Origin of the sequence: Dialister succinatiphilus YIT 11850 (assembly GCF_000242435.1) — a bacterium.
Classification (GTDB): domain Bacteria; phylum Bacillota; class Negativicutes; order Veillonellales; family Dialisteraceae; genus Dialister; species Dialister succinatiphilus.
This window is the reverse complement of sequence record NZ_JH591188.1, coordinates 542,502-554,984: the sequence shown is the minus strand read 5'-3', so window position 1 is coordinate 554,984 and position 12,483 is coordinate 542,502. Positions and strand designations below refer to the sequence as shown.

At 54.4% G+C, this 12,483-nt stretch carries 8 protein-coding genes and 1 pseudogene; 3 read left to right on the top strand and 6 right to left on the bottom strand.

Annotation, left to right across the window (positions count from 1 at the left end; translation table 11 throughout):
* The first annotated feature begins 471 nt into the window (after nt 1–471).
* The 3 genes from panC to HMPREF9453_RS07970 all read left to right on the top strand — a co-directional run bounded on the left by panC (nt 472) and on the right by HMPREF9453_RS07970 (nt 2,888).
* The gene (gene panC / locus HMPREF9453_RS07980) at nt 472–1,428 is read left to right on the top strand and encodes a pantoate--beta-alanine ligase (RefSeq protein WP_008860039.1); all 957 of its coding nucleotides are present in this window, start codon (nt 472–474) and stop codon (nt 1,426–1,428) included.
* A gap of 2 nt (nt 1,429–1,430) precedes the next feature.
* Nucleotides 1,431–1,814, top strand: a complete 384-nt coding sequence (gene panD / locus HMPREF9453_RS07975; RefSeq protein ID WP_008860038.1) for an aspartate 1-decarboxylase — start codon at nt 1,431–1,433, stop codon at nt 1,812–1,814.
* A gap of 111 nt (nt 1,815–1,925) precedes the next feature.
* Entirely contained in the window at nt 1,926–2,888 is a 963-nt protein-coding gene (locus HMPREF9453_RS07970) for a bile acid:sodium symporter family protein (protein WP_008860037.1), read from the top strand.
* Nucleotides 2,889–3,953: 1,065 nt separating this feature from the next.
* Here the strand turns inward: HMPREF9453_RS07970 and HMPREF9453_RS07960 are convergent.
* The 6 genes and pseudogenes from HMPREF9453_RS07960 to HMPREF9453_RS11955 all read right to left on the bottom strand — a co-directional run.
* Entirely contained in the window at nt 3,954–4,820 is an 867-nt protein-coding gene (locus tag HMPREF9453_RS07960; protein WP_008860035.1) for a YihY/virulence factor BrkB family protein, read from the bottom strand.
* 159 nt (nt 4,821–4,979) lie between these two features.
* Entirely contained in the window at nt 4,980–5,789 is an 810-nt protein-coding gene (locus tag HMPREF9453_RS07955) for a DAPG hydrolase family protein (protein WP_008860034.1), read from the bottom strand.
* Nucleotides 5,790–5,958: 169 nt separating this feature from the next.
* Complete coding sequence (locus HMPREF9453_RS07950) at nt 5,959–9,702, bottom strand: phosphoribosylformylglycinamidine synthase (protein WP_008860033.1); 3,744 nt, start codon at nt 9,700–9,702, stop codon at nt 5,959–5,961.
* 880 nt (nt 9,703–10,582) lie between these two features.
* Complete coding sequence (locus HMPREF9453_RS07945) at nt 10,583–11,329, bottom strand: hypothetical protein (RefSeq protein WP_008860032.1); 747 nt, start codon at nt 11,327–11,329, stop codon at nt 10,583–10,585.
* Nucleotides 11,326–12,108, bottom strand: a complete 783-nt coding sequence (locus HMPREF9453_RS07940; protein WP_008860031.1) for a hypothetical protein — start codon at nt 12,106–12,108, stop codon at nt 11,326–11,328. The genes HMPREF9453_RS07945 and HMPREF9453_RS07940 overlap by 4 nt, the downstream gene beginning before the upstream one ends.
* Nucleotides 12,109–12,270: 162 nt before the next feature.
* Nucleotides 12,271–12,483, bottom strand: a pseudogene (locus tag HMPREF9453_RS11955) (ISLre2-like element ISDsu1 family transposase); the annotation flags it as partial.

The following is a 12,483-nucleotide window of genomic DNA, read 5'->3' as shown; positions in this document are numbered from 1 at the left end:
GGCGCCATCAACCCTCACGCCCGTAAGGGCGTGTCAACCTTCGGGAATACTGGAAAGCACCGCCCAGGTCCCGGTCCCGATCCCGACCGCGCCGAAAGGCGCCTGAACCCTCACGTCCCAAAGGGCTTGTCCCTCCTTGACAATTTCTGCGGATGGTAGTATCCTTTCTTTTGGAACATATGCCTGTATCGGGCGCATAGGGGCATCTCCCTGGGGAGAGCTTAAAATGACATGGACAGGCTCGCAGTTAATACCTGTTTCCTGATTATGACTGCACAGTATCTTCGGAGCTGCAGTGGTTTTCCGGAAAGGACACGGGTTTGCGGATATGGTTCCACAAAATTCATATCGCTTGGATTGTAATAACCGAGACGAATGCAGAGATTTCAAAACAGCGGGCATCCTTTTCGGATGCCCCTTTTCTTTTCCCGGGGACACGGACTTGTAAGCCAGCCGTTTTCTGGAGAAATCATGTTACAAAGCGCATTCTTCTTGGAGTGCGCCTTTTTTATTGAAATCCTGTCCCGTTGTTGCAGAAAAGCAGTTGGGAAATTTTCCCGGGAAGGACGGCAGAACATGATTCTTTGCCACAAAATCAGCGAATTGAAGGAATTTGTACACCAGTGTAAGAAAGAGGGAAAAACCATCGGTCTGGTCACCACCATGGGCGCCCTTCATGAAGGCCACGCTTCTTTAATTAAAGCGGCCCATGCAGAAAATGATGTCACCATTACCACCGTTTTCGTAAACCCTACCCAGTTTGGTCCCAATGAAGACTATGCCAAGTACCCCAGAACCCTCCCCCATGACATGAAAATCGCAGAAGCTGCCGGTGCAGACCTTCTTTTTGCCCCCAGTCCGGAAGAAATGTATCCTCATAAGGATCCCACCTGGGTAGAAGTATGCGGTCCCATTACCAAAGTTCTCTGCGGACGCACCCGCCCCATCCATTTCCGCGGCGTAGCTACGGTATGCACCAAGTTCTTCAACCTCACCGAATGTGACCGCGCCTACTACGGTCTGAAAGATGCCCAGCAGACCCAGGTCCTCCAGCGTATGGTGGAAGATCTTTTCATGAATGTAACCCTCCGCATGATGCCTATCGTCCGTGAAGCAGACGGTCTGGCCAAAAGTTCCCGGAACGTTTACCTTTCCCCGGAAGAACACAAGGCAGCCCTGGTGCTCTCCAGAAGTTTGAAACATGCCAAGGAAGCCTTTGACAAAGGCGAAAGAAGCAAGGCAAAGCTCATTGCCCAGGTTACTGATGAAATCAAGTCGGAACCCATGAGTGACATTGACTACGTAGAAATGTACGGCATGCCCGGTCTCACAGAACTGGACGATACCTTGACAGGGAAAGCCCTTCTGGCAGTAGCTGTGAAATTTGGCAAAACAAGACTGATTGATAACGTAGTACTGGAGGCATAATCATGATGTATACAATGATGCACGGAAAAATCCATAGAGCCACTGTAACCGAAGCCAATCTGGAATACATGGGAAGCATTACCATCGACCAGGACCTTATGGATGCCGCCGGCATCCTGCCTGGTGAAAGGGTGCAGATCTGCAATAACAACAACGGCGCCCGTCTGGAAACCTACACCATTCCCGGCAAACGGGGAAGCGGCGTCATCTGTCTGAACGGCGCTGCCGCCCGCTGCACCGCCATCGGCGACATTGTCATTATCATCGCCTATGCCCAGATGGACGAAAAAGAAGCCCGCACTCTGGTGCCCAAAGTCGTCATGGTAGACGAAAAGAACCATCCCATCAAAACAAGGGGCTCTGAAAAAGAAAGGGAAATCGGCTGATTTCCTCATTTTCAGAAGGAAAAGCACCGCTGAACCATTGATTCCTCTTCCTTCCGGACCTGTCCGTGAAGGCATACTCCCGGAAGGAATTCATCCATAAAGGAGTTTCCCATGATTGATAAAATCATTCGTATCTGTACCCGCTACATGGCAGTAGGCGTAATACTGGCCGGCATTTTCGGCATATTCTTCCCATCTGTCATGAAGCCTCTTTCCCCTTATATTCCCATCATGCTGGGCATCATCATGTTCGGCATGGGCATGAGCCTCACCCCCGGCGATTTCCGCAACGTGTTCAAACAGCCGAAAAATGTAGCCCTGGGAAGCCTTCTCCAATTCATCATCATGCCGGCCCTGGCAGCGGTCCTCATTCAGATTTTCGCCCTGCCTCCGGCTATCGCCATCGGTGTGGTGCTGGTAGGCTGCTGCCCCGGCGGCACGGCATCCAATGTGATTTCCTACATTGCCCATGCTGACGTGGCCCTCTCCGTTTCCATGACCATGGTAAACACCATACTGGCCCCCTTCGTGACCCCCTTCCTCATCTGGCTCATCGCCGGCGCCTGGGTGGATATCAGCTTCACCGCCATGATGATTTCCATCATCAAAATGGTGCTCCTCCCCCTGCTGGCAGGCGTAGGATTCAACTACTTCTTCCCGAGACAGGTGGCTAAGGTGACAAAGGTCATGCCCATGCTCTCCGCCCTGGTCATCATCTTCACCGTAGGCTGCGTAGTATCCCTCTCGGGCCGCACCATTCTGGATAACGGCCTCATCATCCTGGCCGTCGTCATCCTCCACAACCTGGGCGGCATGGTCCTGGGCTTCTTCTGCGCCCGGAAATTCGGCATGACCAAAGCCCAGATCCGGGCCATGGCCATCGAAGTAGGCATGCAGAACTCCGGCCTCGCCTCCACCCTGGCCCTCATGTACTTCACTGCCGCCGGCGGCATCGCCGGTGCCATCTTCTCCGTTTGGCACAACGTGTCCGGCTCCCTCTTCGCCTCCTGGTGCGTAGGACGGGACGAAGAAGAAATGGAAACAAAGACCGCTGTCCAGATACAGGTGAAATAGTCTTAAACGCTGGTAAAAAAACAGTGCTCCCTTTTTTCGGGAAGCACTGTTTTTTTTGGGGGACACGCCTTTGGCGCGAGGGTTCTTAAGATGGACCGGCCTGACGGCCGGAAGGTTCTTAAGTTTGACGGCCCTTCGGGCCGAGGGTTGTGGTATCGCCCTTCGGGCGATGAGTATAAAGTCAGCGTTACGGGATTAGCTTTCAGTGTCATATGGCATGATAAGCATTCTGCTGACTGGCTCGCTGCGCTCGCCACCCCCTATCCGGGCTGCGCCATTGGACACGCCTTTGGCGCGAGGGTTCAGAGGGTTCAGAGGGTTCAGAGGGTTCAAAAGGTTCAGAGGGGAAGGTTCTTAAGATGGATGGGCCTTCGGCCCAAGGGTTCTTAGGTTTGACGGGGCCTTTGGCCCCGAGGGTTGCGGATTGCCCTTGGACACACCTTCGGTGTGAGGGTTCTTAAGATGGACCGGCCTGACGGCCGGAAGGTTCTTAAGTTTGACGGCCTTTCAGGCCGAGGGTTGTGGTATCGCCCTCTCGGGCGATGAATATTATAATGCCGCCTTTCGGCGGTCACGTCCACATCGAGTATCATAATCATTCTTACCACCGTCCACCCCTTCGCCACTTCGTGGCCCTCTTCCCCTAAAGGGGACGCAAGAACGTTACGGGATTTACCTTTCTGTGTCATAGGGCTTGATTGGCATTCTGGCGATTAGCCGCTACGCGGCTCCCCCTTATCCGGCTGCGCCGGACTTTCCCCCATCCGGGGGACAGAATAAATCGCTCTATGCTTTCCTGCAGAGACATGGCCCCATGGCTAAGCGCCCATAGTCCCACCGCTTGCGGGGGGAAGGTGGTGCCGTAAGGCACCAAAGGGGGGATGCATTTCCCTCGCCCGCAGGGCGGTTGTGAAGGTTTTATACAAACTGGCGCCTTCTATAAATTTAGAGGCGCTCTCCACAACTCTCAGCGGCATAGCCGCTGTCAAACTTAAGAACCCTCGGGGCCACAGCCCCGTCAAACTTTAGAACCCTCAAGCCCGTCAGGGCTTGTCCATCGCCCTATCAACCCTTAAGCCCGTCAGGGCGCTCTCTTTCCACTGTTTCTCCCCAGGTTTCTATGAGTTCGCCGCCGGCAATAATGACCATGGCGGCCAGGTGGAACCAGATGAAGAGGACCACCAGGCCGATGAGGGAGCCGTAGGTCAGGCCCATGGAGGACACGTGGAGGATATAGTAGCCATAAGCGGCGGTGAGGCCGATCCAGATGAGGGTGACCAGGAAAGCGGTGGGAATGACACGGTTCCAGTCGGACCGTCTGCCTGCCGGTGCGTATTCGTAGAAGGCGGCCAGGGAGAAGGCGATGATGACGAAGGGAATGGCAAATTTGGCCACTGTCCAGAGCTGGAGCAGCATGTCGGGGACGTGGAAGTAGTAGGCAATGGCATAGACCACTGCATTGCCGAAGACGATGAGCCCCAGGGACAGGATCATGGCGAAGGAAATGAAGAGGGTGAAAATAATGGATTTGGCGTTTACCCGCACATAGGACTGCTTGTTCCGGTCGCCGTACACCGCCAGGTCTGTGGAGCGGATCAGGGTGTCCACGCCCTGGGAGGAGGTCCACAGGGCACCGGCAAGACCGATGAAGAGCCAGATGGAGCTTCGAGCCTGGATGATACGGAGGATGTTCGTTTCCATGGCGGCTGCCACATCGGCAGGCAGGTAGGAAAGGAGGTTCAGTATCACATGGATCTGGGGCGCCGCGAAGAAGAGCATACTGTTCACCAGAAAGATGAGGAATGGAATGAGACCCAGGATGAAATAATAGGTAGCTTCTGCGGCCAGGGCCGTTACGTTGTCATCGTTAAACCGCTGAATGAAGCGCTTGATAAAAAACATGGCGCTGCTGTCCGTGCTTTTCGGTTCCATGGTATGCCTCCTTTCCGTCCTTGAATGACATGGGAAAATGACGGCCTCACCGGTGTGCCCCGGGTTTTATAGAGCCTTTCCCTGATGCCTTTTAATAACAGGTATATAAGCCTTTCTTACCTGTATTGTAACAGTTCCATCCGTTCTTTCCTATGGGATTTAAAAATTATCCCTGTTCTCCCGATACACATCGGGCAGTATGGCAGCTAGATTGGTGAATTCTTCAATGCTGTGGTGATAGAGTCCGCGGGCTGCTTTTGCCGGGATTTCCGCGCCTTCCGGCAGGGTTTTCTCAATGCGGCCGTCCACCCAGCCGAAGCCGATCCAGAAGCGGGAACAGAAAAGGATACCTTCCTTATAGGGATACCATTTGTGGGTCATGGCGGCGGCTATCCGGCTTTTGCCGATGGCGCACACCAGGGAAGCGCATTTCCCCTTTCCCACCAGTGATTCGTCATAGCCGAAGTCAGAGGGTCTTTTGAAGCAGAGCTGCAGAAATTCGGGGCCTGCGCCGGTATCTTCCATAATGTAATGGTCCACGCCCCAGGTCTTTTCTTTCATGGGAACCCGGGGGTCCAGCACATAGGCTGTCCTGTCTGCTCTGGCGAAGTAATGGTCTTTAGGGTCCCAGATTTTGTATCTGAGGTCGCTTCCCACACTGTGCCAGGGAAACCACCAGTCCATCATGTCCACCGTCACACCAGGCATGTAGGTCCTGTTGGCCACAAAACCGGTACCGTCAGGGGAAACGCCATATCCCGTCTGGCAGTAACCTTCTGCCTCGTCCTCTCCGGTAAGAAACAGATTCTTTTTGTCAAAAGGCACCACCCGGTGCTGCACTTTGTCCAGAAGGGCCAGTTTTTCCGCAGGAACCGGGGCCATGTCTCTTTCGAAATACTTGAAATAGGGTAAAGCCCGTTCTTCTTTTGTGACGGCTGCTTTTTCGCCATATTTTAAAATTCTGCTCATTTCTCTATGTCCACTCCCTGTCTTTTTCCTTTCTTCTTTCAATATATCACAATGCAAATGACAGTCAAATTCTTTATCCGCTGCTGAAGGAAAACTTCCTGTCCCTGCAAAGAGCCATGAAAAAACTGTGGCAGAAGGGACCCTTTGCCACAGCTTTTCATGTCGTCAATCAGCCTTTGAAATATTTCACGCCGGCCTCGAAGAGGGGCTGGTATTTATTTCCGCAGATATTTTTGGCAATGTTCTCGCCGCGCCGTTCGGTGTGGCCCATCTTGCCCAGCACTCTGCCGTCGGGACTGGTGATGCCTTCCACAGCCCAGGAGGAGCCGTTGGGGTTGAAGCGGCTGTCATAGGTGGGATGGCCTTCAAAGTCGGTATACTGGGTCGCAATCTGGCCATTGGCGGCAAGGGCTTTGATCTGTTCATCGGAAGCGATGAAGCGGCCTTCGCCGTGGCTGATGGCAATGCGGAAGAGGTCTCCCGGCTTGCAGAGGGAAAGCCAGGGGGACTTGGTGGATACCACTTTGGTAGTAACGAAGCGGGACAGGTGGCGGCCGATGGTGTTGAAAGTCAGCGTAGGCGCGTCACTGGTGAGAGGCTTGAATTCGCCGTAAGGTACAAGGCCCAGCTTGATGAGAGCCTGGAAGCCGTTGCAGATGCCCAGGGCCAGGCCGTCTCTTTCATGGAGGAGCTTGTCCATGGCTTCTTTCAGCATGTCGTTGCGGAATACGGCGGCAATGAATTTACCGCTGCCGTCCGGTTCGTCGCCGGCAGAGAAGCCGCCGGGGAACATGACGATCTGGGCATGGCTGATGCGCTCTGCCATTTCTTCTACCGATGCCTTCAGTTCTGCAGAGTCCCGATTTCTAAAGATGAAAATATCGGAAACGGCGCCGGCCCGTTCAAAGGCTCTGGCACTGTCCACTTCGCAGTTGTTGCCGGGCATGGTGGGGATGAAGACCCGGGGCCGGGGCAGGTTGGTGTGCACGTAGAACTGAGGAATAGCAGACACTTCCGGAAGAAGGGGCGCCGGCTTTTCGATGCTTGCCGCCCTTCTTGGGAAAATGGAATCCAGCGGTTTTTCATAGGCAGCAAGGAGGTCGGAGAGGGAAATGGTTTCTCCATAGGCTTCCATGGTCTTTCCGCCCACAGTACCCAGAATCTTGGTATGCGGTTCCTTAGCAAAACGCTTAGCTTCTTCCGGCGTGGTTTCTACAATGATGGCACCATAGAAGTTGCCGAAGAATTTGGGAAGCGGCAGATTTTCCGTAAAGCGGATGCCCAGGCCGTTGCCGAAGGCCATCTTCGCTGCTGTCACAGCCACGCCACCATGGTCCACAGCCTTCATGGCAGCCACATGGCCTGCCTTCACTTCCTGATAGAGGAAGTCAGCGTGTTTCTTGAATACATCAAGGTCCGGCATGCCTTCCTTGTCCTTAGGCATACCGAAGAGGACCAGCACGTCCCCTTCCTTCTTCAGTTCCTGGCTCACTGCTTCCGATGCTTTGCCGGGAGCAATGGCAAAGGATACCAGCGTCGGAGGTACGTGGATATCATTGAAGGTACCGCTCATGGAATCCTTGCCGCCGATAGCACCAAGACCCAGGGCTTCCTGCATGTGGAAGGCTCCCAGAAGAGCTGCTGCCGGCTTGCCCCAGCTTGTTTTATCCGTCAGTTTTTCGAAATATTCCTGCAGTGTGAGGTAAGCCTTTCTCCAGTCAGCCCCCATGGCCACCAGACGGGTGACGGAAAGAAGGACCGCATAGACAGCCCCGTGGAAAGGACTCCAGGTGGCCAGATCCGGGTCAAACCCGTGGGCCATGAAGCTGGCGCTGTCGGTTTCTCCCTTTCTTACCGGGAACTTGGCTGCCATGCCGTCGGCCGGCGTCTTCTGGTACTTTCCGCCGAAAGGCATGAGCACCGTGCCGGCGCCGACAGTGGAATCGAACCGTTCAGACAGTCCCTGCTGGGAGCAGTTGTTCAGATCCCCCATGGCGGAAATCCAGGCATCCTTTATGGAAGGAACAGCTTTGGGATGGAAATACCCTTTGTCATCGGGTTTTGCAATATGGGCAGCTTTGACCTGCTGGGCGCCGTTGGTATCCAGAAAGGCTCTGGAAATATTGACAATCGGCACCCCTCTCCACTTCATCACCAGCCGTTTCGTATCGGTTACATCGGCAATGACTGTGGCTTCCAGGTTTTCTTCTGCTGCATAGCGGATAAACTGGTCCGCATCTTCCTTCTTCACCACCACTGCCATCCGTTCCTGGGATTCAGAAATAGCCAGTTCCGTGCCGTCAAGGCCTTCATATTTCTTCGGCACCTTGTCCAGGTTGATATCCAGTCCGTCAGTGAGTTCCCCCACTGCCACAGATACGCCGCCGGCACCGAAATCATTGCACCGCTTAATGAGGCGGGTCACCTCGCCCCGGCGGAAAAGGCACTGAATCTTTCTTTCTGTCAGAGGATTGCCCTTCTGTACTTCTGCGCCGCAGGTTTCAATGGATTCCGTATTCAGTTCCTTGGAAGAACCGGTGGCGCCGCCCATGCCGTCACGGCCGGTCCGTCCGCCTACCAGAATCACCACATCTCCCGGCTGGGGCGTCAGGCGGATCACATGGTCCGCAGGAGCTGCAGCCACCACTGCACCGATTTCCATACGCTTTGCAATAAATCCGGGATGGTAGTATTCCTTCACTTCCCCTGTAGCCAGACCAATCTGGTTGCCATAGGAGCTGTACCCTTTGGCTGCTTCAATGGTTATCTTCCGCTGGGGGAGCTTGCCCGGCAGAGTCTCGGAAAGAGGCGTCCTGGGGTCGCCGGCACCAGTGACGCGCATGGCCTGGTATACATAGGAACGGCCGGAAAGAGGATCCCTGATGCAGCCGCCAAGACAGGTAGCTGCGCCGCCGAAAGGTTCGATTTCCGTAGGATGGTTATGGGTTTCATTCTTGAACAGAAGAAGCCAGTCTTCGCTGCCGTTTACCGTATCGATTTTCACCTTGATGGTGCAGGCATTCACTTCCTCCGAAGCATCCAGATTATCCAGCTTTCCTTCCTTCCGGAGAGCCTTCACAGCCGCCGTGGCCATATCCATAAGGGTCACCGGGCGCTTCGTATCTTTTCCGTAAATATGGATCCTCGTCTCTTCGTATTCCCTGAGCGCTTTGGAAATAGGAGCGGTAAAAGCACCTTCCTCCACATCAATGTCGGTGAGCTTCGTGGAGAACGTGGTATGACGGCAGTGGTCAGACCAGTAGGTATCCAATACCCGGATTTCCGTCACCGTGGGATCCCGTTTTTCCTCATCCCGGAAATAATCGCGGATCATGGCCAGATCCTCATGGCTCATGGCAAGGCCCATGGAAGAAATCAGATCATCCATCCCCTTGTCATCCAGATTTCTAAGCCCTTCCACCACCGGCACCGGCTTGGGGTCTTCGATAGGAAGATCCAGCGTTTCCGCAGGAGCCAGAGAAGCCTCCCTGGATTCCACCGGGTTCACCAGGAACTTCACGATCTTCTCCCGGTCCCCTTTTTCAAAATGGCCGTGGAACGCATACACCAGAGCGCAGCGCACCCGGGCGCCATCCTTTCCCGTCACAATGGCAAGGCACTGCTCAGCCGAGTCCGCCCGCTGATCATACTGCCCCGGCAGGAACTCCACGCCCAGCACCAGGTCCCCCTTCGGAAGAGCTGTCTCTGTATCATCCACTGGAGGTTCGGAGAACACCGTAGCCACTGCCTTCTCATAATCCTCATCCGTGAGGCCGTCCACATCGTAACGATGGTAAATGGCGGAATCAGAAATCCGATCCCCCAGCACCTCCCGAAGCTGGCGAGTCAGACTTTCCTCCCCCTGGCGGAACCCTTCCTTCTTTCTTACATACAAACGTCTGATATCAGACAAGTTCAACACTCCTTCCCCTGATTCCCAAAGACGCAGACCCTGCGCCCTGTGAAATGAATGCATACGTTAGAGCCTGTAAATACATCATTATCTTACCACAATTCCCACGGCTTCGCACCGAAAAAGCAAGAAAAGGGCCGCTATGCGGCCCCGGGTTCAATAGGGAAAGTTCTTAAGATGGACCGGCCTTGGACACACCTTCGTGTCGAGGGTTCATAGGATTCAGAAGGTTCAGAGGGAAAGGCTCTTAAGATGGATGGGCCTTCGGCCCAAGGGTTCTTAGGTTTGACGGGGCCTTTGGCCCCGAGGGTTTCGGATTGCCCTTCGGGCAATGCTTATAAAATCAGCGTTACGGGATTTGCTTTTCTGTATCATATGACATGAAAACAATTCTGCTGACTGGCTCGCTGCGCTCGCCACCAAAGGGGGGAATGCATTTCCCTCGCCCACAGGGCGGTTGTAAAGGTTTTATACAAACTGGCGTCTTCTATAAATTTAGAGGCGCCCTCCACAACCCTCAGCGGCATAGCCGCTGTCAAACTTAAGAACCCTCGGGGCCACAGCCCCGTCAAACTTTAGAACCCTCAAGCCCGTCAGGGCTTGTCCATAAGCCGCCAAAGGCGGCATAAAAAATGGCGCCCGAAAGGGCGCCCACCTCGCCAGCGCAGCGATACTATATACCTCCCGAGGGCGGAGCACTCAACCCGTCCGGGAGGCGTCAGCCGATCCCGGACAGAACCCTTGGCGCCCAGGGCCAAAGGCCCGGCGGCGCCATCAACCCTCACGCCCGTAAGGGCGTGTCAACCTTCGGGAATACTGGAAAGCACCGCCTAAGTCCCGGTCCCGATCCCGGTCCCGAGTGCCGAAAGCGCCTGAACCCTCAAGTCCCAAAGGGGCTTGTCTTTCCCAGTATGACCCCCAGATCTCTGTATCCTCCTGCGCCAAGGAGTTCTTCTTTGGCCGCTTCTTTGGCCAGGTCGTCGATGGCGTAGACCAGGGGGCCTTTGCCTTCATCAGGAGTGAAAAGCATGAGGACGTCCAGGTTTTTCCCGTCGGAGCTGGGGAAGAAGTAGGCCCGGCTGTACATGGGGAGGATGAGGCCTCCTGCATTGTAGGTAATATGGGCGCCGGCGGTGAAGACGTAGGCTTCATCGGCAGTGAGGCGGCGGAAGGGTTCGATTTCCGAGATGTCCGCAGTCACATTCTGCTCCGCTACTTCCCCCAGGGCGTTGACAGCCAGGCTCATCACTGTTTTTTCCATGTTCACCCGAAGGGGCGATGCAGGATTCAGCAGGGCCCGGTTCACCCGGGAGAGTCCTTCCCACTGCTCTTCTCCCAGATTCATGCGGAAATAGGGGCGCATCTCTTCCGCCAGCTGCCGGGGCAGTTTGGCCTGCACGATATAGCCGGAGGAAAATTTCTGGGACCGTTTTCTGATAATGGAGAGCTGTCCCATGTGGTAGGGAATCTCTCCGCCCCCAAAGCTTAAGCTCTGGGTCTCTGGAATGTCTTTATAGATGAAATTTTTAGAAAGAGTCTTCCCTGCCAGGGAGGCTATGTCGTAGGCTGAGGCACTGCCGCCGGCCAGAATCAGGGCTGCCAGGATCCATGGTACCAATCTTTTCATTTGCTGCTCCTTTTCAACTGATACAGTCCGTAAACCAGGGAATCGCCCAGGGCATCCGCCGCTTCGTGACTGCCATTGACTTCAATCAGGTAGTACCGATTTCCTTCTTTATAGAGGGAGGTGTAAACCCAGAGCGGATAGGACAGACCTTTTTCATTGGTAATAATCACCTTGGCCTCCTGGGACCAGTGATAGGTGCCATCGCCGTCCCGGAAAGCATGCCAGGGATTGAATGTCAGTATCTTCACCGCCCGGCTGCCGTCTCCCTTTTCTTTCATCATTTCATCCAGAAATCCCTGAAATTCGGCAGTGGAAATCTTGGGCATGCCGAAGAGAGAGGTAGGGCGGCCGGCATCTTCCCGGAAAGCATCCCTCCAGAAAAGGGCGGCCTTCCTGCCTCCTTCATGGAAGAAATCGTCCTCGGTGCCGGAAAAGACAAATACCGCCGCCGTATAAGTGCCGGAAACGGTCCGTTTCACCAGCTGGTACAGATGAAGAGAGTCGTAGGGATAAGGCGCCTTCTCAGGATAAAGATTCATGCCTGGCGGCACGGCAAGCATGCTCCACATGAGCGCCCTTGCCGTCTTTCCGTAGCCCATCTTCTTCGTTTCTTTTTTAAACAAATCCACCATCACATTATCTTTCCCGTCGGTAATGGAAATCCGGCTGTCCAAAGGCAGCGTGCCCAGACCGGCAATGGTCAGATCCTCCGCCATGGCCGCCTGCCATCCGCCCATGAGCAGCGCTGCCGCCAGGACTATATTCCTAAGCTTTTTCATAGAAGCTCCTTCTCTATCAATAGAGGCGTCACGCCTGTTTTCTTTTTATTGTAGAGAAAAACAGGGAAATTCTCAAGGGGGAGTTGGACGCGGTAAGTGTCAAGTTTTCCTCGGTAATTCATTTGACTGTCGATGATTACTATCTCCGTGGCTTCGGTTTTATCAGTATTTCTGTATAGCTCTGGCCAGTCTCCCCATTGGTGAAGAAGAAGCTCCATAAACGCCTATACGTCCCTCCAGGCATCCCGGCCTATAGTTTCTCATCTTACGCTTCTGCGCCTCACTCCGGACATTCTGGGCGATTTTACGCTCTGCCTGCACCGCAGCCTTGTGCATGGCTCTATCCATCTTTTTGTAGCTTTTCCCATTAGCATG

What these genes read in the sequence shown, in the direction of transcription:
- HMPREF9453_RS07945 (WP_008860032.1), bottom strand. Translation starts at nt 11,329, where the DNA reads ATGAAAAGATTGGTACCATGGATCCTGGCAGCCCTGATTCTGGCCGGC.
- HMPREF9453_RS07940 (WP_008860031.1), bottom strand. Translation starts at nt 12,108, where the DNA reads ATGAAAAAGCTTAGGAATATAGTCCTGGCGGCAGCGCTGCTCATGGGC.
- panD (WP_008860038.1), top strand. Translation starts at nt 1,431, where the DNA reads ATGATGTATACAATGATGCACGGAAAAATCCATAGAGCCACTGTAACC.
- HMPREF9453_RS07955 (WP_008860034.1), bottom strand. Translation starts at nt 5,789, where the DNA reads ATGAGCAGAATTTTAAAATATGGCGAAAAAGCAGCCGTCACAAAAGAA.
- panC (WP_008860039.1), top strand. Translation starts at nt 472, where the DNA reads ATGTTACAAAGCGCATTCTTCTTGGAGTGCGCCTTTTTTATTGAAATC.
- HMPREF9453_RS07960 (WP_008860035.1), bottom strand. Translation starts at nt 4,820, where the DNA reads ATGGAACCGAAAAGCACGGACAGCAGCGCCATGTTTTTTATCAAGCGC.
- HMPREF9453_RS07970 (WP_008860037.1), top strand. Translation starts at nt 1,926, where the DNA reads ATGATTGATAAAATCATTCGTATCTGTACCCGCTACATGGCAGTAGGC.